Source organism: Sphingomonas flavalba (assembly GCF_047553045.1).
Taxonomy (GTDB): Bacteria; Pseudomonadota; Alphaproteobacteria; order Sphingomonadales; family Sphingomonadaceae; genus Sphingomonas_L; species Sphingomonas_L flavalba_A.
This window is the reverse complement of record NZ_CP180208.1, coordinates 1,967,387-1,992,023: the sequence shown is the minus strand read 5'-3', so window position 1 is coordinate 1,992,023 and position 24,637 is coordinate 1,967,387. Positions and strand designations below refer to the sequence as shown.

Genomic DNA, 24,637 nt, shown 5'->3' with positions numbered 1-24,637 from the left:
GGGATCAGACCGGCTTGTCGACGTGGACGAGCAGGCTGCCTTCGGAGACCTGGGCGCCGATGGTGGCTTTCAGCGTGGCGACGACGCCGTCGAACGGGGCGAGCAGCGCCTGTTCCATCTTCATCGCTTCCAGCACCACCAGCCGTTGGCCACGGCTGACCGTATCGCCCTCCGCCACGTCGACGGCGACGACGCGACCGGGCATCGGCGCCAGGATCATGCCGTCCGATGGCCCGTCGCCACCGGCGCCGGCGGCGACCGCCGGGCCGTAGCGCCACGCCTCTCCGTTCAGGAACAGCAGTGTTTCGCCGGCCACCTCCGCGACGGCGCCGGGGGCGGGGCCGTCGAGGGTGACGACCTGCGTCTCGCCGGCGATGGCGACGGCGACGCGGCGTTCCGGCGCGGCGTTGGCGCGGAAGCCGGCCAGCGCCGTCCACGGCGCGTCGGTGTCGGTCGGGAGCAGCGCGGTGGCGGCGGTCTGCCAGGCGGCGGCGGGCGGTGTGCCGTCCGGGATCAGTGCGGCGGCGTGGCGTTCGATGAAGCCGGTGTCGATGCGCCCGGTGCCGAAATCGGGGTGGGCGGCGGCGCGGGCGAGGAAGCCGGCGTTGGTCCTGACCGGCCAGACCTGCACCCCGGCGCAGGCGGCGGCGAGCGCGGCGGCGGCGGCCGGGCGGGTGGCGGCGTGGACGATCAGCTTGGCGATCATCGGGTCGTAGTGCGGCGTCACTTCCCCGCCTTCCTCGACGCCGCTGTCGATGCGGGCGCCGGTGGGGAAACGCAGGCGGTCGAGCGGGCCGGTCGACGGCAGGAAGCCGGTCGCCGGGTTCTCGGCATAGAGGCGGGCCTCCATCGCCCAGCCGGTGATCGCCAGATCATCCTGTCGGCGGGGCAGGGGTTCGCCGCTGGCGACGCGGAGCTGCCATTCGACCAGATCCTGCCCGGTTATCGCCTCGGTTATCGGGTGTTCCACCTGTAGGCGGGTGTTCATTTCCATGAACCAGATGCGGTCGGCGCGGAGGCCTTCGGAGGCGTCGGCGATGAATTCGATCGTTCCGGCACCGATATAATCGATCGCCTGCGCCGCCTTGACCGCAGCGGCGCAGAGCGCGGCGCGGGTGTCGGCATCCATGCCGGGGGCGGGGGCTTCCTCGATCACCTTCTGGTGGCGGCGCTGCAGCGAGCAGTCGCGTTCGAACAGGTGGACGACATTGCCGTGGCTGTCGCCGAACACCTGCACTTCGATATGGCGGGGGCCGAGAATGTATTTTTCGATCAGCACCCGGTCGTCGCCGAACGCCGCCGCCGCCTCGCGCCGGCACGATTCCAGCGCGTCGGCGAAGGCGTCGGCGGCATCGACGCGGCGCATGCCCTTGCCGCCGCCGCCGGCGACCGCCTTGATCAGCACCGGATAGCCGATCGCGTCGGCCTGCGTCTGGAGGAAGGCGGCGTCCTGGTTCTCGCCGAGATAGCCGGGGGTGACCGGAACGCTGGCCTCGATCATCAGCGCCTTGGCGGCGTCCTTCAGCCCCATCGCGCGGATCGCGGCCGGCGGGGCGCCGACCCAGACCAGCCCGGCGGCCTGCACCGCTTCCGCGAAATCGGCGTTTTCGGACAGGAAGCCGTAGCCGGGGTGGATCGCCTGCGCGCCGGTGGCGCGGGCGGCGTCCAGTATCTTTTCCGGCACCAGATAGGATTCACGCGCCGCCGCCGGGCCGATGTAGACAGCCGCGTCCGCTTCGCGCACGAACGGCATTGCCGCGTCGGCGTCGGAATGGACTGCAACGGTGCGGATGCCGAGGCGGCGGGCGGTGCGGATGATCCGGCGGGCGATTTCGCCGCGATTGGCGATCAGCAGGGATTCGATCATCGCGGCTACATCCTGAACAGGCCGAAGCGGGCGCGCTCCGGGATCGGGGCGTTCAACGCAGCGGCGAAGGCGAGGCCGAGGACGTCGCGGGTCTGGACCGGGTCGATGATGCCGTCGTCCCACATCCGCGCGGTGGCGTAATAGGGATTGCCTTCATCCTCGTAGGTCTGACGGATCGGCGCCTTGAACGCTTCCGCCTGTTCCGGCGTCCATGTGTCCGCGTCGCGGTGGACGGTCGCCAGCACCGACGCCGCCTGCTCACCGCCCATCACGCTGATCCGCGCGTTCGGCCAGGTGAACAGGAAGCGCGGTTGATAGGCCCGGCCGCACATGCCGTAGTTGCCGGCACCGAAGCTGCCGCCGATCAGCACCGTCACCTTTGGCACGCTGGCGGTGGCGACGGCCGTCACCAGCTTTGCGCCATGTTTCGCAATGCCTTCCGCCTCATACTTCCCGCCGACCATGAAGCCGGAGATGTTCTGGAGGAACAGCAGCGGCACCCGCCGCTGGCAGGCGAGCTGGATGAAATGCGCGCCTTTCTGCGCGCTTTCGGAGAACAGCACGCCGTTGTTGGCGAGGATGGCGACCGGCATTCCCCAGATCCGCGCGAAACCACAGACAAGCGTCGTGCCGTAGAGCGCCTTGAACTCGTGCAGTTCCGAGCCGTCGACGATCCGCCCGATCACTTCGCGCACGTCATAGGGCGCGCGCACATCCTGCGGCACGATGCCGTAAAGGTCCTGCGGATCGAGTTTTGGCGGGCGGGGGGCCGTGAGGTCGAGCGCGGCGCCGCCGCCGGTGCCGAGGGTGGCGACGATGTCGCGGACGACGAGCAGGGCGTGTTCGTCATTTTCGGCGACGTGGTCGACGACGCCGGACTTGCGGCCGTGGGTTTCGGCGCCGCCCAGTTCCTCCGCCGAGATCACTTCGCCGGTCGCCGCCTTGACCAGCGGCGGGCCGGCGAGGAAGATCGTGCCCTGATTGCGGACGATGACGCTTTCGTCCGCCATCGCCGGGACATAGGCGCCGCCGGCGGTGCAGCTTCCCATCACGCAGGCGATCTGGGCGATGCCGTCCGCCGACATCTGCGCCTGATTGTAGAAGATGCGGCCGAAATGCTCGCGGTCTGGAAACACCTCTGCCTGATGGGGCAGGTTGGCGCCGCCGCTGTCGACCAGATAGACGCAGGGCAAGCGGTTTTCGCGGGCGATTTCCTGCGCGCGCAGATGCTTCTTCACCGTCATCGGGAAGTAGGCGCCGCCCTTCACCGTCGGGTCGTTGGCGACGATCATCGCGGTGCGGCCGGAGACGCGGCCGACACCGGCGATCAGCCCGGCGCCGGGCGCGGTGTCGTCGTAAAGGCCGTTGGCGGCGAGCTGGCCGATCTCCAGAAACGGGGCGCCGGGATCGAGCAGCCGGTGGACGCGGTCGCGCGGCAGCAGCTTGCCGCGTTCGACATGGCGGGCGCGGTGCTTTTCCGAGCCGCCGAGCGCGGCGGCGGCGACGCGGGTGCGCAATTCCTCCGCCAGCGCGCGGTTGTGGGCGGCGTTGGCGGCGAAGGCCGGGCTTGCCGGATCGGCCAGCGTGGTCAGGACGGTCATGCGCCGATCAGCTCGCGGCCGATCAGCATCCGCCGGATCTCGTTGGTGCCGGCGCCGATGTCGAGCAGCTTGGCGTCGCGCATATAGCGTTCGACCGGCCAGTCCTTCGTATAGCCGGCGCCGCCGAGCGCCTGCACCGCCTCGATCGCGACCTTCATCGCATTTTCGCTGGCGAGCAGGATCGCGCCCGCCGCGTCGAAGCGCGTCGTCCGCCCCGCATCGCAGGCGCGGGCGACGGCATAGACATAGGCGCGGGCCGAATTGAGCGCGACATACATGTCGGCGACCTTGGCCTGGATAAGCTGAAACGCGCCGATCGGCTGGCCGAACTGCTTGCGTTCGCGAACATAGGGCAGGACGGTGTCGAGGCAGGCCTGCATGATGCCCAACTGGATGCCGGCGAGCACGGTGCGTTCATAGTCGAGGCCCGACATCAGCACGCCGACGCCGCCATTCTCCGGCCCCATCACATTGTCTTCCGGTACTTCGCAATCGTCGAACACCAGTTCGGCGGTCGGCGAGCCGCGCATCCCCATCTTGTCGATCTTCTGGCCGATCGCGAAGCCGGGCATGCCCTTTTCGATGATGAAGGTGGTGATGCCGCGCGAGCCTTCGCCGGTCTTCGCATAGACGACGAGGGTATCGGCGTAAGTGGCGTTGGTGATCCAGAATTTGGTGCCGTTGAGCACGAAGCGGTCGCCCTTGCGGTCGGCGCGCAGCTTCATCGACACGACGTCCGATCCGGCGCCCGCCTCCGACATCGCCAGCGAGCCGACATGCTCGCCCGAAATCAGTTTCGGCAGGTATTTGCGCTTCTGGTCCGCATTGCCCCAGCGGCGAAGCTGGTTGACGCACAGGTTGGAATGGGCGCCGTAGCTGAGCCCGACCGAGGCGGAGGCGCGGGCGACCTCTTCCTGCGCGACGACATGTTCGAGATAGCCGAGGCCGAGGCCGCCAAATTCCTCTTCCACGGTGATGCCGTGCAGGCCGAGCGCGCCCATTTCGGGCCATATTTCCTGCGGGAACCAGTCCTCCGCGTCGATCCGCGCCGCCAGCGGGGCGATGCGGTCGGCGGCGAAGCGGGCGGTGCTGTCGCGAATGGTGTCGGCCATCTCGCCGAGCGCGAAATCGAAATCCACTGGCATCCCTCCACATCCGATAGGATGTCATAGCGCCGGCGGCGTTCGAATAAAAATTGAAAGAGTCGCGGCAACATCATAGATGGTATCTATGATAGACCGCTATCTGCTGCGCTATTTCCTGGCGGTTATAGACCATGGCAATTTCTCCAAGGCGGCGGCGCAGTGCAACGTGTCGCAGCCGACGCTGTCGGTCGGCATCGCCAAGCTGGAGAGGTTGCTCGACCGCAGCCTGTTCCAGCGCAGTAACCGCCGGGTCGAGTTGACCGAGGCGGGCGCGCGCCTTGCCGTCCATGCGCGTCGGATCGAGGGGGAGTTCAGTCTGGCGGAACGCGCGGTGGGCGCGGTGCCGGTACGGTCGACCTTTCGGCTGGGCGTGCTGACGACGATGCCGTCGGCGTGGATCGCGACGATTGTCCGCCGCTGCGCCGCGCACGGCGACGTTCAGCGGGTGGAATGGGTGGAGGGGCGCGAGCGCGAGCTGCAGGAACGGCTGCGGCGCGGGCGGCTGGACGCGGCGCTGACCATCGTCCGCGCCGACGACAGCCGCTTTGCCGGCGAGGTGTTGATGACCGAAGGCTATACGCTGGCGATGCCGGCCAGTCACCCGCTGGCCGGGGAAGCGGAGGTGGCGGCGGCGGCGCTGGCCGACAATGTGATGATCGTCCGCCGACAGTGCGAGGCGCTGCCCGAGACCAGCCGCCATTTCACCAGCCACGGCGTCCGCCCGTTCTTTGCCGCGCGGACGACCAATGACGACCGGGCGCTGGCGATGGTGCAGGCGGGGCTGGGCGTGACGGTGATGCCGGAAGGTTTCACGGCGCCGGGCGTGGTGCGGCCACGGCTGGCCGGGTTCGATCTGGTGCGGGCGATCGGCATTCTTCATGCGGGGCATGTTGACGCGGCCGCCCGCGCCGATGCGCCGGTGCTGAATACGCTGCGCGCGGTGGTGCCGACCCTGTCGCCGTAGGTGCCGCCTGCGCGGCGGAGCGGAGCCATGATTGCGCGGCGCGGTGGCGGCTCTATGCTGGTGCGGATGTGTGAGGCGTGCAGCGCGGTATGGCGGACCTGACGGAAGACCCGGAAGCCGGGCCGGCCGCGCCGCGGCGCAAGCGGCCCGGCAGGCGATGGACGCGGATTGCCGCAGCGCTGGTGCTGATCGTGCTGGCGGCGATTGTATTGCTGTGGGTTCAGCGCCGGCCGATCGCCAGCGGCTATGTCGACCGGATGCTCGCCGAACGTGGGGTGGCGGCGCGCTACCGGATCGCGGATCTCGGCCCGGCGCGCCAGCGGCTGACCGATGTCGTGATCGGCGATCCGTCCAACCCCGACCTTGTTGCCGACTGGGTGGAGATACGCACGGCGATCGGCTGGTCCGGCCCCTATGTCGAGGCGATCCGCGCCGGGCGCGTGCGGTTGAAGGCGCGGCTGGCGGCGGATGGCACGCTGTCGATGGGCGCGGTCGACAAGTTGTTGCCGGCGCCGTCGGGCAAGCCCTTCGCCTTGCCGGCGATCGATCTTGCCGTGGCGGACGGACGGGCGATGCTGACCACGCCATACGGGCCGGCGGAGCTGCGGCTGAGCGGGCGGGGGCGGCTGGACGGCGGGTTTGCCGGGCGGCTTGAGGCGCGGGCGCCACGGCTGACCAGCGGCGATTGCGCGGCGACCGGGCTGACCGCCGCGTTGGCGCTGCGCATCGATCGCGCGCGGCCGGTGTTGCGCGGGTCGGTGAATGCGGCGGCGCTGGCTTGTGGTGATGCGGTGGTGCGGGCGCCTGCGCTGGATCTGGCCGCGACGCTGGCGGCGGACATGACGCGCTGGCGCGGGCGGGCGCAGGTGAAGGCAGCGGCGGCGCGGCACCCGGCCGGGGCGCTGGCGCCGATTGCCGGGCAGGTCAGCTTTGCCGGGGGAGCGGAGGGCACCGCCGGGGCCGCGCGGCTGGCGGCCGGGACATTCGGCACGGCGATGCTGTCGGGCAAGGCGCTGCGGGTCGACGGCCGTTACAGCCTGTCGTCGCGCGGTGTGCGGTTCGACGGCCGGATTGGCGCGGAGCATGGCGCGCTGGACGCCGGGCGGCGGCGCGCGATCGCGGCATTCGGGGCGACCGGGCAGGGGACGCCGGTCGGGCCGCTTGCCGATGGGCTTGCCAAGGCGCTGGATGGTGCCGCGAAGGACTTCGCGGTCGATGGGGCGGTGACGGTCGAATCGGCTGGTGCGCGCGGCGTGGTGACAGTGCGCCGGCTGGCGCTGATCGCGGCGAGCGGCGCGCGGGTGGCGCTGGGCGGTGGCGGGGTGCGCTACGCCTGGCCGGGCGGCGAGACGCGGATCGCGGCGGTGCTGACCAGCGGCGGCGGCGGGTTGCCCGATGCGCGGGCGGAGCTGGTGCGGGCACGAGCCGATGCGCCGGTGACCGGCACGGTCGTTATGCAGCCTTACGCGGCCGGCGGAGCGCGGCTGGCTTTGACGCCGGTGCGACTGACGGCGGTGGGGCGCGGGATGCGGGTGACAACGACGGCGACGCTGTCCGGGCCGCTTGGCGACGGGCGGGTCGACGGGTTGACCCTGCCCGTCGCGGCCGAATGGGATGGGCGGCGGCGGGTGGTGGTAAACCGCGAATGCGCGTCGCTGGGGGCGGCGCGGGTGGCCGCCGGCGGGCTGGTGCTTAGCACGGCGCGGTTGCCGCTCTGCCCGGTCGACGGCGGACTGGTCGTGCTCGACGGCGGGCGGCTGGGTGGCGGCATGGTGCTGAACGCGGTGCATCTGGCCGGGCGGATGGGCGAGGCGCCGGTGACGCTGGCCGCCGAGCGGGCCGAGGTGCGGCTGGGCGAGCGACGGTTCCGGCTGGCGGCGCCGGCGGTGCGGATCGGCGGGGGGGCGGAGAACACGCACCTGCGTTTCGCGACCGTTGACGGGCGTTTCGATGGTGCGCCGGGCGGCGGCTTTACCGGCGGTGCCGGGGCGATCGCCAATGTGCCGCTGGTCATGTCCGCGGCGGATGGAACATGGGCGGTGCATGACGGGCGGCTGGCGGTCAGCGGGGCGCTGATGGTCGCCGATGCGGCGGCGGCGCCACGTTTCCTGCCGCTGGCCGGGCGCGATGTCGCGTTGACGCTGGTCGACGGGCGGATCGCGGTGACCGGGCGGCTGGTCCATCCCGAGAAGGGCGTTTTCGTTTCCGACGTGTCGATCGCCCATGACCTGGGCAGCGGGCGCGGGCATGCCGATCTGGCGGTGCCGGGCATCACGTTCGACAAGGCATTCCAGCCCGACGAACTGACGCCGCTGACCTTCGGCGTCATTGCCGATGTCGTCGGCATCGTCAGCGGCGACGGGCATATCGCCTGGACGCCGGACGGGGTGACCAGCACCGGCAGTTTCCATACCGATGGCACCGATCTGGCGGCAGCACTTGGCCCGGTCAGCGGCATTGCCGGGACCATCCGGTTCACCGACCTGCTGAGTCTGGAAAGCGCGCCGGGGCAGGTGGCAACCGTCGCGACGATCAACCCCGGCATCGCCGTCAACGACGGCACCATCCGTTACCAGACGTTGCCGGGCGCGCGGGTGCGGGTGGAGGAGGGGCGCTGGCCCTTTGCCGGCGGCGCGCTGATGCTGGAGCCGACATTGCTCGATTTCAGCACGCCGCAGGACCGGCGGATGACCTTCCGCATCACCGGGATGGATGCCGGCCAGTTCCTCCAGCAATTCGACTTCAAGAACCTGAACGCGACCGGCACGTTCGACGGCGTCCTGCCGATCGTGTTCAACGCCGACGGCGGGCGGATCGAGAACGGCCGGCTGAACGTGCGGTCGGAAGGCGGCGGCACCCTTGCCTATGTTGGCGAGGTCAGCCAGGAGGATCTGGGCTTCTGGGGCAACCTGGCTTTCCAGTCGCTGAAATCGCTGCGCTACCGCGATCTGGCGATCGTGATGAACGGCGCGTTGGCCGGCGAGGTGATCACCGAGGTCCGCTTTGCCGGCATCCGTCAGGGCGAGGGGACCAAGCGGAATTTCCTGCTCGACCGGCTGCAAACGCTGCCGCTGGTCTTTAACGTCAGGATCGCCGCGCCATTTCGGCAGTTGATCGATTCGGCGCAGTCCTTCTACGATCCGGCCCGGCTGATCGAACGCAATCTGCCGGCGCTGCTTGAGGAGCAGGACAAGCGCGACCGGTCCCCCCAACCCGTTCAGCCCCGCTAAATCAGGACTGTGCCAATGCTATTCGCAGGATCAACAACGACGATGAGGAGAAGGGCAGTCTGGTGGATCGAAAGGCTGTTGCCGGGCGCCGTGCTGGCGACGGGTGCCGCCCTGACCGGCGGTTGCGTCAACGTCAGCGCGCCGGACAAGCCGATCGAGATCAACCTCAACATCAACGTGACCCAGCAGGTCGTCTATCGGCTGGACGGGGAAGCGAAATCGTTGATCCAGGCCAATCCGGGGATTTTCTGATGAAGACATTCGGGACACTGACACTGATCGCCGCCGGGGCCGCGCTGGCCCTGACATCCGGCATGGCGCTGGCCCAGCGCGACCCGGCCTATCAGGCGGCGCGCACCGCCGGGCAGGTCGGCGAGCAGCCGGACGGCTATCTTGGTATCGTCGGCGCCGCGACTCCGGCGCTGCGCGGGCTGGTCAACAACATCAACATCCAGCGCAAGGCGAAGTACACGTCGAGCGCCGCCGCCGGTGCCACTGTCGAGCAGATGGCGTTCACCAGCGGTTGCAACCTGATTCTGCAGACCGCGCCGGGCGAAAAATACCTGTCGCCGAACGGTGAGTGGAAGACCCGGACCAACGCGCCGCCGGAGCGCGACCCGCGCTGCGTGTAGGCAGGGCGGCGTTCGACGCTGGTTCGTGAAGCGCACGGTGCCCCCGCGAAGGCAGGCGCATCGTCAGCGCGCAGCCTATGGAGTCGGGTAGCGAATCGCGATCACTTCGTATTCGCACTCCCCCGCGGGAAGATGGAGGCGACGGAGATCGCCGACGGCGGCGCCACGCAGGGCGCGCGCGATCGGCGAATCCCAGCCGACGCGGCCGGCACCGGCATCCGCCTCGTCATTGCCGACGATCGTGACCGTGCGTTCGCGGTCATCCTCGTCGGCGACGGTCACCGTCGCGCCGAAGAACACCCGGCTGCGATCCTGCTGGGCGGCGGGGTCGACGACTTTTGCCGCCTTCATCTTGCGCGACAACCGGTTGATCGTCCGGTCGATCTCACGAAGGCGCTTGCGCCCGTAGATGTAATCGCCGTTTTCGGACCGATCGCCGTTGCCGGCAGCCCAACTGATCGTTTCGACCAGCTTCGGCCGTTCAACGGCGAACAGTGCCTCATATTCGGCGCGCAGCGCCGCATAGCCGGCCGGCGTGATGTAGTTGGGCCGATCCACCGCGTCAGCCGGCCGGGCGGGTGCCGAGATAGGCCGACAGTGACGCCGCCGAGGCGGTGCGCGCCCGTTGCGGGTTCAGCAGTTCGTAGACGACCGCATTTTCCAGCACACGCTGGACATAGTTGCGTGTCTCGCTGAACGGGATGCTTTCGATCCACCGGATCGTGTCGACGTCGGCGGTGCGCGGATCGCCATTCGCCTTCAGCCAGCGGTTCACATTGCCAGGGCCGGCATTGTAGGCGGCGACGGCAAGCACGTGGCTGCCGCCGTAATAATCGAGCATCCGGTGAAAATAGGCGGCGCCCAACCGGATGTTGTAGCCAGTGTCCGACAGCGCCGACGGATCGTGCGCGATACCGAGCTTGCGCGCCGTTTCCGCGGCGGTGGCCGGCATAAGCTGCATCAGGCCGCGCGCGCCGGCGCGGCTGACGATGTCACGGTCGAACTGGCTTTCCTGTCGGGCGATTGCATGGACCATCGTCCAGGCATGGGCGCTGTCGGACGGTACCGGCACCTGCGGATAGCTGATCCGCGCGTAATCGCTGCGCCCGTCGCTGCGCGCGGCGCGGCCGACCATGACCGCAAGGTCCGGGCGGCCAATCGTTCGCGACAATTCGTCCGCCAGCACGTGATCGACACCGCTGTCGACGCTTTCGGCGATCGCCCGGACGAACAGCGTCTGGTCGCGCCAGTTGCCAGTCTGGCCGAGATAGCGTGCGGCGCGCACCACTTCGCGGTTCATAAATGCCTGGCGTTCCCCCTGTGACGGGCGATCGGCGGGCATGTCGGGTGGTGGGCGCAGCGGCCGGCCAAGCGCTTCCAGCGCGAGCTGGCCGTAGAACTGATCGGCAAAGGCGCCGGCCTGTTCGAAATGAGCGGCCGGATTGTTGCCGGCGGCCTTCGCGGCCTGCCCCGCCCAGTAATAGCCCTTGGTCTGGGTTTGCGGGGTCTTGGCGGCGGCGGCGTAACGCTGGAACAGGCCGATGGCATCGGCCGGGCGGCGCAGATCGCTCAGCGCGGTCATTCCGGCGAGCCAGGCGAGGCTGGTATAGCGATCGCGCACCGCCAGCGGCTGGTTGCGGAAGTCGGTGCCGGGCGGGAAAGCGTCGTCGATCTGGCGGGCGATGTCCCACGCCAGTTGCGGCTGGCCGCCGGATCGCGCATCTTGCGCCACCGTCAGCAGCGTTTCGTACCATTTGACCGGTTCGGATGGGCGGGCGGTGAGCGGCCGGCGCTGGGCGAGCAACTGGCGGGCGGCGCCGGCCTGACCCGTCGCGCGCAGCCACAACGCCCGATCGGCGAGGTAACCGGCGTCGCCGAGCGCGGCCGGCAGTACCGCATTGGCCCTGGTCGCGGCATCGGCGGCGCGGGTCCGCATGGCCAGACGGGCCTCGAACAGCGGGCGGCGGGCGATGGTGACCAGCGGCAATTGGCGGGTGGCGGCGCTGGTCGCCCCGGCCCACAGCAGCCGGTCCATCCGTTCGTCCTGATCGGCGGGGGTGAAGCTGCCGCCGAAAGCGGTGAGCATCCGCGCTTCATCGGCGGTGGACAGTGAGCCGGAGGTCCACGCCTTGCGCGCGGCGGCGCGGGCTTCGTCCTGCCGGCCGATCGCGGCCAAGGCCTCCGCATAGCGGGCCTGGCCGGTGTTGGTGAGCGGAGCGAAGCGGTCGAAGAACGCCGCCGTCTGGCGCGGTTCCATCGTTTCCGGCGCCAGTACGCGTTCCGCGGTGCGGCGCATCGCCGCTTCGCCCGGCCAGCCGGGGTGGGCGATCAGGAAGCCGGCATAGCTGGAGAAGGGCAGGGAATCGGTCTGGCGCAGCCGATTCCATTCGATGATCGCCGGGCCGACGGTGGCGGTCGCGGCCGCCGTCGGCTGCGCGCGGATCGGTTGCAGGGCAAGGGGAGCGGGCGTTGCGAGCAGCAGCGCCATCAGGGGAACACGCATAACCATGCTGGACAGGTTGCCCCCACGCTCCTTATCTGACGATGAACGAGGCCATCTACGCATGCCGGCACTATGCGGCGTGACGAAGCAGAAGTGAAGGATTCACGCCATGTTTTCCGGATCCATTCCGGCCCTGGTGACGCCGTTTCGCGACGGTGCGATCGACGAGACGGCGTTGCGCGCGCTGATCGACTGGCAGATCGAGAGCGGCAGCAGCGCGCTCGTCCCGTGCGGCACCACCGGCGAATCGGCGACGATGGACATCGACGAGCACCATCGCGTCGTCGCGCTGACCATCGCCCAGGCGGCGGGCCGGGTGCCGGTGATCGCCGGTTGCGGATCGAACGACACGATGACAGCGCTGACCCACATGCGCTTTGCGAAGGACGCGGGCGCGGCGGCGGCGCTGGTCGTCGCGCCCTATTACAACCGGCCGAACCAGGACGGGGTGTATGCCCATTTCGCCTATCTGGCCGAGCATTGCGACCTGTCGATCCTGCTCTACAACGTGCCGACGCGCACGGTGACGGACATTTCGGTCGATACTGTCGGCCGGCTGGCGAAGCTGCCCGGCATTGTCGGCATCAAGGATGCGTCCGGCGTCGCTGGCCGCGTCACCGCCCAGCGGCTGGCCTGCGGGGCCGATTTCTGCCAGCTGTCCGGCAATGACGACATGGCGCTGGCGTTGATGGCGATGGGCGGGCGCGGGTGCATTTCCGTTACCGCCAACGTCGCGCCGCGACTGTGCGCCGAGTTCCAGGCGGCATGTCTGGCCGGCGACTGGGCGGAAGCGCTGGAGGTGCAGGACCGGCTTTTCCCTCTGCACGCCGCGCTGTTTGCCGACGCATCGCCCGGCCCGGTCAAATATGCGCTGAACCGCGTCAGGCCCGACATCGGCGCGGAACTGCGCCTGCCGATGACGCCGCCGTCGGCGGCCGCCCGCGCCCAGGTGGATGCCGCGCTAGAGATCGCCGGGCTGGTCTGATGGCCCGGCCGAAGCCAGCGGCGTTCGAGAAGGTCAAGACCGTCGCCGAGAACCGGCGCGCGCGCTATGAGTATTTCCTGGAGGATTTCTTCGAGGCCGGCATCGCCCTGACCGGAACCGAGGTGAAATCGCTGCGTTTCGGCGAGGGATCGATCGCCGAGAGCTATGCCGAGGTGAAGGACGATCAGGTCTGGCTGGTCAATGCCAACGTACCGGAGTTCAGCCACGGCAACCGTTTCAACCATGAGCCGAAGCGCCCACGCAAGCTGTTGCTCCACGAACGCGAGATCAACAAGCTGCGCAACGCGGTGCAGCGCGAGGGTATGACGCTGATCCCGCTGTCGATCTATTTCAACCCGCGTGGGCGGGCGAAGGTGGAGCTGGCGCTGGCGAAGGGCAAGAAACTGCACGACAAGCGTTCCACCGAGAAGGAACGCGACTGGAAACGCGAGCAATCGCGGCTGTTGAGGGACCGTGGCTAGAAGCAAGACCTGGGCGGTCGATACGATCCGCCGGCTGATGCCCAGCCGCGAGGAACTGGAGAGCAACCGCTGGCTGCGGCCGGTGGCGCACCTGCTGTTGCGCCCGGCGCTGTGGCGGTTCACCCGCCGATCCGTGCCGCGCGCGATCGGCCTGGGCCTGTTTGTCGGCATTCTGGTGATGGTGCCGGTGGTGCAGCCGGTGTCGGCGGCGCTGATCGCGATCCCGTTCCGCGCCAACGTGCCGCTTTGCGCCGGAACCACGCTGGCGAGCAACCCGGTGACGACGCCATTGCTGGTGATAGCGGCATTATGGGTCGGCAGCGCGGTGTTCGGCATGCACGCCCAGCCTGGCGAACTGCTGATGATGGTGCGCGAGGGGTTGCCGCTGTCCGAATGGTCGCGTTGGCTGCTGTCCGACGCGGCGCCCGCCTTTCTGCTGGGGTTGACGACGATTTCGGTCATCGCCGGCGTTGTCGGCTATGTCACGGCGGCGCTGGCCTGGCGCGTGTGGATCGGGCGCAAGTGGCGCGGGCGTGGTCACGGCCGGCGGCAGGGGTGAAACCGGCGGCAGGCTGGGCTAGGGTGGCGGCATGAATGCGCCGTTCCGTCCCCCGCTGATCGCATCTGCCCACGGTGGTGTCGGCGGGCGCGGCCGGATGCTGGCGCTGATCGCTGTTGGTGCCGGGCTGCTGTCCGCCGCGCTGGTGTTGTGGGCGCTGGGCAGCATGGCCGCCGCCGCCGGCTGGCTGGCGGCGGTGATCGCGCTTGCCGCCCTGCTCTACCTCTATCGCCAGCTCTATCCGGCGATGCCGGCGACGGCCGGGGCGACGGACTGGTCGCTGATGCGCGAAGCGGCGGAAAGCGACGCGACCGCCATCGCGATTACCGACCGGGGCGGGCAACTGGTCTGCGCCAACGATCTGTTCGGCGTCTGGTTTTCCGGGTTCTCGACACCGCCGGCATTGCCGGTCGGCGAAGCGGCGATCGCCCGGCTGACCGAGGCGGCGCGGGCCGCCTGGCGCGATGGCGCCGGCTATGTCGACCGGTTGGCTCGTGACACGATCCAGCTTCAGGTCGAGGTGGTGCGCAGCGGCCGTAGCGAGGACCATCTGATCTGGCGATTCCGTCCGGCGATCGGTTTCGACATCGTCGCCGAGGCGCGGCGGCTGGTGTCCGGCGGCGGCGGCGACCGGCTTGGCGAATCCGGGGTGATGGCCGTGCTGGTCGGGCAGGATGGCCGGATCCGTGCCGCCAACCGGGTGTTTGCCCAGCGCGCCGCCGGCCGTGCGGAAGCGGCCGTGGAAGGGCGCAGTTTCGTCAACCTGTTGCAGACCGACGCGGGCGGGGTTGTAAGATTGGCGCGCGAGGGAGCGGGCGGCATACCGCTGCGGCTGGTCCAGGTGCCGCTGGAGCGGGATGCGGCCGACAGCCCGACGCTGATTTTTCTGGTCGACGACGACGCGGCGCCGCGGATCGACGCCGAGGCCGGTGCCGCCCCGCATCTGGAGGCGCTGCTTTCGATGCTGCCGTTCGCGCTGGCGCTGGCCGATCGCGATGGCCGCTTCCTGTTCCTGAACGCCGCGTTCCTGAAGGCGGCCGGGGTCGGTGACGCGCCGCCGCCGGTCTACCCCGGCGATCTGGTCGTGCGGGAAGACAAGGCGGCGGTGGCCGATGCTGTGCGCCGTTTCGCCGCCGGTCAGCATTATTCCGGCGACATCGCGGTACGGCTGCGCGCGCGGCCGGAGGAGACGGTGGCGCTGTCGATCGCCGGCGCGCGCGGGCTGGGCGAGGCGGCGGTACTGCTGAGCCTGAAGGACAATAGCGAGGAATCGAAGCTGAAGCGGCAGGTCGCGCAGGCGACCAAGATGCAGGCGGTCGGGCAGCTTGCCGGCGGCGTCGCCCATGATTTCAACAATATCCTGACCGCGATCATCGGCCATTGCGACCTGATGCTGATGCGCCATACCCCCGGCGACAGCGATTATGACGACATCCAGCAGGTCAAGGCCAATTCCAACCGCGCCGCCAGCCTCACCCGCCAACTGCTCGCTTTTTCGCGCCAGCAGACGCTGCGCCCGCAGGTGCTGCAATTGCCCGATGTCGTGTCGGACGTATCGAGCCTGCTGAAGCGCCTGCTGGGTGAGACGATTACCCTGACCATCAACCACGGCCGCAACCTGGCGCCGGTTCGCGCCGACCCCGGCCAGCTGGAACAGGTGATCGTCAACCTGGCGGTCAACGCGCGCGACGCGATGCAGGCCGGTAGCGAAGGCGGCGGCACGCTGACCCTGCAGACCTACCCGGTTACAGGGCAGGATTCGCGCCAACTGAACAACGACATCATGCCGGTCGGCGAATATACCGCGCTGCGCGTCACCGACACCGGCGTCGGCATTCCGGCCGAGCATCTGGCCAAGATTTTCGAGCCGTTCTTCACCACCAAGGAAGTCGGCAAGGGCACCGGCCTTGGCCTGTCGACGGTCTACGGCATCGTCAAGCAATCTGGCGGGTTCATCTTTGCGGAATCGGAGGAGGGCAAGGGAACCAGCTTTGTCCTTTATTTGCCCGTCCACCGCGCCGACCCGGCGGAGGCGGAGGCACCGGTGCGCGAGAAAGCGCGAACCGGTGAGTTGTGGGGCAGCGGCACCATTCTGCTGGTCGAGGACGAGGATATGGTCCGCGCCGTCGCCGAGCGGGCGCTGACCCGGCACGGGTACAAGGTGGTCACCGCGACCAACGGCGAAGAGGCGCTGGAGCGGCTGGCCGAGGGCATAACCGTCGACCTGCTGATTTCCGACGTGGTGATGCCGACGATGGACGGGCCAACAATGGCGCGCGAGGCCCGCGCGCGACACCCCGACCTGCCGCTGCTGTTCATGTCCGGCTATGCCGAGGAGCAACTGCGCAAGTCGATCGACCTCGACCGGATGGAGTTCCTGCCCAAACCCTTTTCTGTCCAGCAGCTTGCCGAGGCGGCGCGCAAGCTGATCGAACCGAAATAGGGCGCGCATCCATTCGCTACGGCGCCGTTTCGTTCTGAACGCAGGACGTGGTATCCGATGAGGGCTGGCCCGCCGGGCATTTCCTGCCTATCCATCAGCGCGATGACCCGTGACCCTGCACCCCCGGCGATCCTCCTCGTCGAGGACGAGCCGCTGATCGCGATGCTGGTCGAGGATTATTTCGACCTGCTTGGCTATCGCGTTGCCGCGCAGGCCGATTGCCTGGCCGATGCCGCGCCGCTGGTGGAGGCGGGCGGGTTCGATGCCGCGCTGCTCGACGTCAATCTGCGCGAAGGCGAGGTGGTGTGGCCGCTCGCCGACCGGCTGGCGGAGCGCGGAATCCCGTTTGTGCTGGCCACCGGGGGCGACGGCCACAATGTTCCGCCGCGCCATGCCGCTGCCCCGGTGTTGGCCAAACCCTATACGCTTGACGAGATGAAAGCGGTGTTCGGCCGGGTGTTTGCTGATGACAACTGACATGGGTGCCGGCAAACCGGTAGCCGGTTATTTGTTCACTATTCATCCTTTTGTCGAGTGTTGTCGGGCGCTTTTCTGCGGATAACGCATGGTGCTTGCTGATAGCGCATAGCTGGCGCCGCCAGGCGGAGCCAGACAGGCTGGGCAAGGATTCGACAGGCAGGACGGAGAGACGACGGATGCGGGTAGCGGTATTGGGCGGCGGCAATGGCTGCTATGCGGCGGCGGCCGAATTGAGCGAAAGCGGGCATGAGGTCTGGTTCTGGCGGCGCGATGCCGAGGCGCTGGCGCCGGTGCTGGCCAACGGCACAATCCGCGTGCGCGATTTCAAGGGCACGCGCGATGTCGCCATCGCCCACCCGACGACGTCGCTCGAAGAGGCGATCGGCGCCGCCGAGGCGGTGATCGTACCGCTGCCGGCGGTGGCCCAGCCGGGGCTGGCGGCGGCGGCCGCGCCCTATTGGCGCGACGGGCAGGTGGTGTTCCTGCCGCCGGGTACGCTGGGTTCGATCCTGTTCGCCAGGGCGGCGCGGGATGCCGGCAACACCGCCGACGTCAGCTTCGCCGAAACCGGCACCTTGCCCTATCTGGTTCGCAAGCACGGACCGGCCGAGATCGTGATCAGCGTCTATGCGACCCGGCTGCCGACCGGCGTGTTTCCGGCGCGCAACGCCGACCACGCCTTTGCCGTGCTGGAACAGGTCTATCCGGCGGTCGAGCGGATCGAGGATGCGCTATCCGGCGGGCTGATGAATGCCGGGCCGATCATCCATCCGCCGCTGATCATCATGAACGCCGGGCCGCTGGAGCATTTTCCGGCCTGGGACATCCATAATGAAGGCACCCAGCCGTCGATCCGCGCGGTGACCACCGCGCTGGACAATGAGCGGATCGCGGTACGCGAGGCGCTGTCCTACGGCGCGCCGCATTTTCCCCTTGCCGACCATTACGCGACCGATGGCGACGAATGGATGTACGGCCGATCGGCGCATGAGAAACTGACCGACAGCGGCGACTGGCGCGAGAAGATCGACCTGAAGGACCATCGCTACATGCGCGAGGATACCGCGCTTGGACTGAGCATGATCGTGTCGATCGGGCGCTGGGCCGGAGCGCCGACGCCGATCGCGGCGGGCCTGCTGGCGATCGGCTCTGCGATTGTCGGCGAGGACCTGTACGCGAACGGGCGGACGCTGGAGGCGCTGGGCCTGGCCGGGCTGGACCGCGCGGCGATGAAGGAATTTCTGTTCAATGGCTATTGAACGGGACCCGATTGGCGCGATCGGGGCCGGGCGGATGGGGCGGGGCATCGCAATCGCCTTCGCCGCCGCCGGGCATCCGGTCATGCTGTTCGACCTGAAGCCAAGAGCGGCGGGTGCGCTGGCGGCGCTGGAAGCGGATGCGCGCGGCGAGATTGGCCGGGACCTGGGCTTCCTTGCCAGTGTCGGTGCGATCGACCGGGCCGGCGCCGATGCGGCAATGGCGCGGATCGGCTTTTTTGGGTGCGATGCGGCGCCGGCGGCGCTGCCCGGTGCCGCCATCCTGTTCGAAGGGGTGCCGGAGACGCTGGACGCCAAGCGCGACTGCTATGCCCTATTGTCCGAACATGTCGCCGACGATGCGATCATCGCTTCGACCACGTCGACGATCGCGCCGGACCTGCTGGCACCAATGGTGGCGCGGCCCGAACGTTTCCTCAATGCCCACTGGCTGAACCCGGCCTATCTGATGCCGCTGGTCGAGCTTTCGCCCGCCGCCGCGACGACGGACGAGACGGTGGCGCGGTTGCGCGCGGTGCTGACCGCGATCGGCAAGATCCCCGTGGTGTGCAAGGGCGCCGGCTACATCGTGCCGCGCATTCAGGCGCTGGCGATGAACGAGGCGGCGCGGATGTGGGAGGAGGGCGTTGCATCCGCCGAGGATATCGACACGGCGATCCGCGTCGGCTTCGGCCTGCGCTTCGCCGTGCTCGGCCTGCTCGAATTCATCGACTGGGGCGGCGGCGACATTCTGCACCACGCCAGCGCCTTTCTGTCCGAGCATGTCGACGCGCATCGTTTCGCCGCGCCGCCGGTCATTGGCCGCAACATGGCGGAAGAGCGGCGCGGGCTGCGCGACGGCGCGGGGTTCTATGACTATGCCGGTGTCGACGTCGGCGCTTATCGCGACGGGCGGCTGAACGACTTTGTCGCGATGCTGCGCCAGCGCGAACTGATGCCCAATTTCCGGTCGGGTGGCGATTGATGGTCCTTGCCGCCATCGCGGCGCGGATCGGTGCCCGCCATGTTCACGGGCCGGATGCGGTTGAGCCGCGCTATCTGGACGACGAGAGCGGCGGCGCGGCCGGGCGGCCGGCGGGGGTGGTGCGGCCGGGCGATACGGCCGAGGTCGCCTTCGTTCTGGCGACCTGCCATGCCGCCGGGCAGCCGGTGGTGGTGCAGGGCGGCCGGACCGGTATGACCCGCGCGGCGCTGCCCCGCGACGGCGAACTGATCCTGTCGCTGGAGCGGATCGCGACGGTCGAGGCGGTCGATGCGGTTGCCGGGGTGATGACGGTCGGCGCCGGCTGCGTTTTGGCGACGGCGCAGGCGGCGGCGGCCGAGGCGGGCTGGTGGCTGGCGGTCGATATCGGCGCGCGCGGCAGTTGCACGATCGGTGGGATGATCGCGACCAACGCCGGCGGCCATCAGGTGTTGCGCCATGGCATGATGCGCGACCAGCTGTTGGGGCTGGAGGCGGTGCTGGCCGACGGGACGGTGGTTTCGGCGATGAACCGGTTGCTGAAGAACAACAGCGGCTACGACCTGAAGCAATTGTTTGTCGGGGCGGAGGGGACGCTGGGTGTGGTCACGCGCGCAGTGCTGCGCCTGCGGCCGCCGGCGATCCGCCGCGAGACAGCACTGTGCGCGCTCGACGATTACGCCGGGGCGGTGGCCTTGCTCGGCCGACTGGATCGGGCGCTGCCGGGGCAGTTGGGCGCGTTCGAACTGATGTGGGACGAGTTCCTGAGCGCGGCGTCGGCGTTGCCGGGGGGGAGCCGCCCATTTGCGGTGCAGCCGCCGCTGGCCGCGCTGGTCGAGATCGAGGGGCAGGCGGACGGTGCGCTGGCGGCGGCACTGGAGGCCTGTCTGGCCGACGGGGTTATCGCCGATGCGGTCATTGCCCAGTCCGAACGCGATCACCAGCGACTGTGGACGGTGCGCGATGCGATCGGGCCGTTGGTCGAAGCGATGCCGCTGGTCGAGCCGTTCGACGTCAGCGTCGCATTGCAGGCGATCGGGCCGCTGGTCGACCAGTTGCGACGGGCGTTAAGCGCGGAACTGCCGGGCAGCCGGCCGCTGTTCTTCGGGCATATCGCCGACGGCAACCTGCACCTTGCGCTGGCGTTGGCCGACGAGGCCCAGCGTGCAGCGGCGGAACGGATTGTCTACGAAGCGGTCGGTGCGATGGACGGATCGATTTCCGCAGAGCATGGCATCGGCATGCTGAAGCGCGCCTGGCTGGGGCTTAGCCGTTCGGCGACGGAGATCGCGCTGATGCGGCAGTTGCGCGGCGCGCTGGACCCGAAGGGAATATTGAACCCAGGGCGGATTTTCACGGGCCAGCCCGGCGCGGCGTGATCGCGGCCCGCGGCGATGGTCAGACGAGGCGGCGGTTGCGCAGCGTTTCGGACGGACGGCAGCCGTACTGGCGGCGATAATATTGGGCGTAGCGCCCGAAATTGACGATGCCGCATTCGAGCATCAGTTCGGTAACGCTGCGTTCTTCATCCTCGTCGATCAGCGCCTGATGCAGCTTTTCCAGCCGGTGACGGCGGATATATTCGGTGGGCGTCATGCCGACGAACTGACGGAAGCCGTTTTCGAGGCTGCGCACGCTGACGCCGACCTGTTCGGCCAGTTCGCTGACCGAGATCGCCCGATCGAGCGATTCATGGATGATGTCGCGACCGCGCCGGACATGCCAGGGCGCGACGTCGTTGCCGCTGAGCGCGATCCGGTCGGAATAGCTGTTGGCATAGTGGCTGAGCAGCATTTCGATCAGCAGCGTCAGGCATTGTTTCTGGGTACGGTCATTCGCCATCAGCGCCGGGGCCGCGCGGGTCTGGTCGATGATGTAGCCGAGCGTATTGCGCCAGGCGATCGGCAGATCCTGCCCGCGTTCGCGCGCCGGATAGAAGACCAGCGGGCGCGAGGTCGCGATATGCATGACCCTGGCGAGATAGTCCTCGATCGCCGACCAGGCGATCCGCACGGTCAGGTGGCTGCATTCCGGGGTCATGTGGATCTTGATCGGCATGCCGGGCGAGCTGACGTACAGGTTGTCCGGCCGCATTTCGCCGCGCACGCCGCCCGACCAGATCGAGGTCGTGCCCTGCATCGAGGCGTGGACGAGAAAGTGCGATTCCAGCTCGCCGGGGTCGATCCACACGTCGGTGCCGTAGCGGATGTCGACGATCCGCGCCGATGCGATTTCGAAGCAACTGAGCTTTGCCGCCATCTGTGACGGGTTGTGCGCGTCCATGCGGTGCGGCGCCAGCGCGCGGGCGACATAGTCGACGACCTCGTTCGGATCGCGGGACTGGAAAACGGGCGTCTGAACCCTGGCATTCCCATGAGCACAGGAAAGCATAACCCCTCCTTGCCGACTGACCGATCACGGGCGGTGGCCTCTATGCGGTCGGCGCCGGCGTCGCAGTTCTCTGCTGTGTGCAAAGGGCGGGTAAATTAGTCGAAATGTCAAGCAAAAACGGGTTTGGCCCGCCGGGCTTATCGTGCGGCTTGCGGCTTGCCCATGCGTGTTTCGGATAGCAGTGGATTTCATGCTCCGCTTAGCACATCCTATTCATTCATCGTTGCAGGGAGCGGTTATGGCGGACGTCGTGGACCAGAAAAGCCGGCTGGGGGATGCGGCGCGCGCATTCGTTTCCGGCCCCGGCAAGATGCTGATCGACGGCCAGTGGGTCGATTCCGAATCGGGCCGGACGCTGAGCGTGACCGACCCGGCGACCGGACTGGCGATCACCACCGTTCCGGCCGGCACCGCCGGTGATGTCGACCGCGCGGTCAAGGCGGCGCGGCGGGCGTTCGAGGGAGCATGGTCGGCGCTGCGCCCGGTCCATCGCGAGCGGCTGCTGCTGAAGCTGGCCGACCTGGTCGAGGCCCATGCCGACGAACTGGCCGAGCTGGAAACCCTGGACAACGGCAAGTTGCTGCCGATGGCCCGCTACGGCGACCTGAACATCGCGATCGATTCACTGCGCTACATGGCCGGCTGGGCGACCAAGATCGAGGGCACGACGATTTCGCCGTCCTTCGCCTATGTGCCCGATGTCAGTTTCACCTCGCAGACGCTGCGCGAGCCGGTCGGCGTCATCGGCCAGATCATTCCGTGGAATTTCCCGCTGGTCATGGCGGTGTGGAAGATCGCGCCGGCGCTGGCTGCCGGCTGCACCGTGGTGCTGAAGCCGGCGGAGGACACGCCGCTGACCGCGCTGCGGCTGGGCCAGCTGATCTGCGAGGCGGGCATGCCCGACGGCGTCGTCAACATCGTCACCGGCGACGCGGCACCGGGCGCCGCGCTGGTCGATCACCCGGATGTCGACAAGATCGCTTTTACCGGATCGACCGAGGTCGGCCAGATCATCCAGCGGCGGACCGCCGACACGATGAAGCGCGTGTCGCTGGAGCTGGGCGGCAAGTCGCCGGTGGTCATCCTGAAGGACGCCGATATCGGCATGGCGGTGCAGGGCGCGGCGCAGGCGGTGTTCTTCAACCACGGCCAGGTGTGCACCGCCGGATCGCGGCTGTTCGTCGAGCGGCCGATCTACGACGCGGTGATGGAAGGGCTGGCGAATGTCGCGCAGAGCTTCGTCCTCGGTTCCGGCTTCGACCAGAATGCGCAGATGGGGCCGCTCGTTTCCGCCAAGCAGCGCGAACGGGTGCAGGCCTATCTCGAGTCCGGCCGGAAGCAGGGCGGGCGGCTGGTCGCCGGCGGCGACGCGGTCGACGGGCCGGGTTTCTTCTTCAAGCCGGCGGTGTTCGCCGACGTGCGGCCGGACATGACGATCTACCGCGAGGAGATTTTCGGCCCGGTGCTCGCGGCGACGCCGTTCGACGATGTCGACGCGGCGGTGCGGCTGGCCAATGACAGCATTTACGGGCTGGGTGCCAGCGTGTGGACCAACAACCTGACCCTGGCGAACCGCGTCGTGCGCAAGCTGAAGGCCGGATCGGTCTGGGTCAATTGCCACAATCTGCTCGACCCGGCGGTGCCGTTCGGCGGGGTAAAGATGTCCGGTTACGGCCGCGAACTGGGCCATGCCGCGCGCGACCTCTACACCGAGGCGAAATCCGTCACCATGGCGCTCGGATGATGGCGGACGCCGCAGCGGCGGCGCTGGGCGCTCTGGTTGAGCGCGCCGCCGGGCTGAACGCGATCGCGGAGGTCGACACCGCCGCGCTGGTACAGGAGGGCGCGCCGTCGACCGATGGCGCGCCCTTTGTCCATGTAAAGGACAATATCGCGGTGCGCGGCCTGCAATGGACGGCGGGGACACCGCTGTTCGCGGGGGTGCGGGCGCGGCGTGACGCGGCGGCGGTGCGGCTGCTGCGCGAGGCGGGCGCCCGCTTTCCGCTGAAGACGACATTGCACGAACTGGCGTTCGGCGTGACCGGCGCCAATGGCTGGACCGGCGCGATCGCCAACCCGCATGATCCCGGCCGGGTAGCCGGCGGGTCGAGCGGCGGCGGCGCGGCGGCGCTGGCGGTTGGCCTCGGCGATCTGGCGCTGGTGACCGATACCGGCGGGTCGGCGCGGATTCCGGCGGCATTCTGCGGCGTGATCGGGTTTCGTCCGTCGACCGGGAGATACCCGGCGGACGGGATGATCGCGCTGACCCCAAGCCGCGACACGATTGGCCTGATGGCACGCGACCTGCGCCGGATCGTCTGGGCCGATGCGATGCTGTCGGGCGAGGCCGCGGCGCCGGAGGCGCGCGGCGGGCCGGTGCGGATCGGCATCGCTACCGAAGCCGTGCTGGGGGTGATGGCGGCGGATGTCGCCGATGCCTATCGGCGGTGCATCGCGCTGATCGCGGCGGCGGGGCACGAGGTTGTTACCGTCGATCTGGCGCCGATTCTGGCGATTGACGAAGCCTGCGGCTTCGCGATCGCGCTGCACGAGACGCAGGCGTCGCTGCGCGCCTCCACACCGGCGTTGAGCGGACAGCCGTTCGAGGCACTGCTAGCCAGCGTTGCCACGCCGGACGTCGCCCATCTTCTGGCGCTGGCCGCGGGCGGCGAGGCGGTGTCCGCCGAGCGTTATGCCGAGGCGATCGGCCATGAATGGCCGGCGCTGCGCGACGCCTACGCCGCGCTGTTCACCGACGGCATCGCCGCGCTGCTGTTGCCGACGACGCCGGTTACCGCGCCGCCGATCCCCTGCGGCGACACGATCGCGCTGGGTGGGGCGCAGGTGCCGACCTTTCCAACGCTGACCCGGTTCACCCGCGCCGACAGCATGGCCGGCCTGCCGGCGATCAGCGTGCCGTTCGGTCGCGATCGTATGGGGCTGCCGATCGGCATGATGCTGAGCGGCGCGCGATACGCCGATGCCGCGTTGCTCGCGCTGGCCGGCGACATCATGGCGCTGGACGGCTTTCCGCCCGCCGGCTGAGCGGTGTTGTCCGCCATTGGGCGTCTTTTTGACGCCCAAAAACGCACAATGCCTTCACAATGCGGATAGCAG

20 protein-coding genes are annotated in these 24,637 nt (G+C 68.8%); 14 read left to right on the top strand and 6 right to left on the bottom strand.

The window, feature by feature from the left end; genetic code table 11:
• Positions 1–4 precede the first annotated feature (4 nt).
• The 3 genes from ACMT1E_RS09505 to ACMT1E_RS09495 are packed head-to-tail and all read right to left on the bottom strand — an operon-like array spanning position 5 to position 4,613.
• The gene (locus ACMT1E_RS09505; protein WP_414899900.1) at positions 5–1,867 is read right to left on the bottom strand and encodes an acetyl/propionyl/methylcrotonyl-CoA carboxylase subunit alpha; all 1,863 of its coding nucleotides are present in this window, start codon (positions 1,865–1,867) and stop codon (positions 5–7) included.
• 5 nt (positions 1,868–1,872) lie between these two features.
• The gene (locus ACMT1E_RS09500) at positions 1,873–3,468 is read right to left on the bottom strand and encodes a carboxyl transferase domain-containing protein (RefSeq protein WP_414899898.1); all 1,596 of its coding nucleotides are present in this window, start codon (positions 3,466–3,468) and stop codon (positions 1,873–1,875) included.
• Positions 3,465–4,613 carry an isovaleryl-CoA dehydrogenase gene (locus ACMT1E_RS09495; protein WP_414899897.1) on the bottom strand — a complete coding sequence of 383 codons (1,149 nt, stop codon included), beginning with the start codon at positions 4,611–4,613 and terminating at the stop codon, positions 3,465–3,467. The genes ACMT1E_RS09500 and ACMT1E_RS09495 overlap by 4 nt, the downstream gene beginning before the upstream one ends.
• An 85-nt stretch (positions 4,614–4,698) precedes the next feature.
• Here ACMT1E_RS09495 and ACMT1E_RS09490 point away from each other — a divergent pair, with 85 nt between their 5' ends.
• From ACMT1E_RS09490 to ACMT1E_RS09475, 4 genes are all read left to right on the top strand, one after another.
• Positions 4,699–5,577, top strand: coding sequence for a LysR family transcriptional regulator (locus ACMT1E_RS09490; protein WP_414899895.1), 879 nt, complete (start codon positions 4,699–4,701; stop codon positions 5,575–5,577).
• A gap of 89 nt (positions 5,578–5,666) precedes the next feature.
• Positions 5,667–8,807 carry a YdbH domain-containing protein gene (locus tag ACMT1E_RS09485; protein WP_414899893.1) on the top strand — a complete coding sequence of 1,047 codons (3,141 nt, stop codon included), beginning with the start codon at positions 5,667–5,669 and terminating at the stop codon, positions 8,805–8,807.
• A gap of 42 nt (positions 8,808–8,849) precedes the next feature.
• Complete coding sequence (locus ACMT1E_RS09480; RefSeq protein ID WP_414899891.1) at positions 8,850–9,059, top strand: YnbE family lipoprotein; 210 nt, start codon at positions 8,850–8,852, stop codon at positions 9,057–9,059.
• Entirely contained in the window at positions 9,059–9,439 is a 381-nt protein-coding gene (locus ACMT1E_RS09475; RefSeq protein ID WP_414899889.1) for a YdbL family protein, read from the top strand. The genes ACMT1E_RS09480 and ACMT1E_RS09475 overlap by 1 nt, the downstream gene beginning before the upstream one ends.
• A gap of 75 nt (positions 9,440–9,514) precedes the next feature.
• On the opposite strand, the gene greB is transcribed toward ACMT1E_RS09475, so the two are convergent.
• On the bottom strand, positions 9,515–9,997 hold the full coding sequence (gene greB / locus ACMT1E_RS09470) for a transcription elongation factor GreB (RefSeq protein WP_414899888.1): 483 nt from the start codon (positions 9,995–9,997) through the stop codon (positions 9,515–9,517).
• 4 nt (positions 9,998–10,001) lie between these two features.
• On the bottom strand, positions 10,002–11,948 hold the full coding sequence (locus ACMT1E_RS09465; RefSeq protein ID WP_414899887.1) for a transglycosylase SLT domain-containing protein: 1,947 nt from the start codon (positions 11,946–11,948) through the stop codon (positions 10,002–10,004).
• A 103-nt stretch (positions 11,949–12,051) separates the two neighbouring features.
• On the opposite strand from ACMT1E_RS09465, the gene dapA reads away from it, so the two are divergent.
• The 8 genes from dapA to ACMT1E_RS09425 all read left to right on the top strand — a co-directional run bounded on the left by dapA (position 12,052) and on the right by ACMT1E_RS09425 (position 20,508).
• Positions 12,052–12,927 (top strand): 4-hydroxy-tetrahydrodipicolinate synthase, encoded by an 876-nt coding sequence (dapA, locus tag ACMT1E_RS09460; protein WP_414899885.1) that lies wholly within the window; start codon positions 12,052–12,054, stop codon positions 12,925–12,927.
• Positions 12,927–13,409 (top strand): SsrA-binding protein SmpB, encoded by a 483-nt coding sequence (gene smpB, locus ACMT1E_RS09455; protein WP_414899884.1) that lies wholly within the window; start codon positions 12,927–12,929, stop codon positions 13,407–13,409. The genes dapA and smpB overlap by 1 nt, the downstream gene beginning before the upstream one ends.
• The gene (locus ACMT1E_RS09450) at positions 13,402–13,968 is read left to right on the top strand and encodes a DUF2062 domain-containing protein (RefSeq protein WP_414899883.1); all 567 of its coding nucleotides are present in this window, start codon (positions 13,402–13,404) and stop codon (positions 13,966–13,968) included. Before smpB ends, ACMT1E_RS09450 begins: the two co-directional genes overlap by 8 nt.
• Before the next feature lie 97 nt (positions 13,969–14,065).
• On the top strand, positions 14,066–16,411 hold the full coding sequence (locus tag ACMT1E_RS09445; protein WP_414903363.1) for a response regulator: 2,346 nt from the start codon (positions 14,066–14,068) through the stop codon (positions 16,409–16,411).
• 102 nt (positions 16,412–16,513) lie between these two features.
• The gene (locus ACMT1E_RS09440) at positions 16,514–16,888 is read left to right on the top strand and encodes a response regulator (RefSeq protein WP_414899882.1); all 375 of its coding nucleotides are present in this window, start codon (positions 16,514–16,516) and stop codon (positions 16,886–16,888) included.
• A gap of 179 nt (positions 16,889–17,067) precedes the next feature.
• Entirely contained in the window at positions 17,068–18,150 is a 1,083-nt protein-coding gene (locus ACMT1E_RS09435) for an NAD/NADP octopine/nopaline dehydrogenase family protein (RefSeq protein WP_414899881.1), read from the top strand.
• A complete protein-coding gene (locus tag ACMT1E_RS09430) occupies positions 18,140–19,132 on the top strand; it encodes a 3-hydroxybutyryl-CoA dehydrogenase (protein ID WP_414899879.1) in 993 nt (330 codons plus the stop codon). Before ACMT1E_RS09435 ends, ACMT1E_RS09430 begins: the two co-directional genes overlap by 11 nt.
• Positions 19,132–20,508: an FAD-binding oxidoreductase gene (locus ACMT1E_RS09425; protein ID WP_414899877.1), complete on the top strand. Its 1,377-nt coding sequence runs from the start codon at positions 19,132–19,134 to the stop codon at positions 20,506–20,508. Before ACMT1E_RS09430 ends, ACMT1E_RS09425 begins: the two co-directional genes overlap by 1 nt.
• A gap of 19 nt (positions 20,509–20,527) precedes the next feature.
• On the opposite strand, the gene ACMT1E_RS09420 is transcribed toward ACMT1E_RS09425, so the two are convergent.
• The gene (locus tag ACMT1E_RS09420; protein WP_414899876.1) at positions 20,528–21,520 is read right to left on the bottom strand and encodes an AraC family transcriptional regulator; all 993 of its coding nucleotides are present in this window, start codon (positions 21,518–21,520) and stop codon (positions 20,528–20,530) included.
• A gap of 238 nt (positions 21,521–21,758) precedes the next feature.
• Here ACMT1E_RS09420 and ACMT1E_RS09415 point away from each other — a divergent pair, with 238 nt between their 5' ends.
• Both ACMT1E_RS09415 and ACMT1E_RS09410 read left to right on the top strand, forming a co-directional pair.
• Positions 21,759–23,264, top strand: coding sequence for an aldehyde dehydrogenase family protein (locus ACMT1E_RS09415; protein WP_414899875.1), 1,506 nt, complete (start codon positions 21,759–21,761; stop codon positions 23,262–23,264).
• The gene (locus tag ACMT1E_RS09410) at positions 23,264–24,565 is read left to right on the top strand and encodes an amidase family protein (RefSeq protein ID WP_414899874.1); all 1,302 of its coding nucleotides are present in this window, start codon (positions 23,264–23,266) and stop codon (positions 24,563–24,565) included. Before ACMT1E_RS09415 ends, ACMT1E_RS09410 begins: the two co-directional genes overlap by 1 nt.
• The last annotated feature ends 72 nt before the right edge of the window (positions 24,566–24,637 follow it).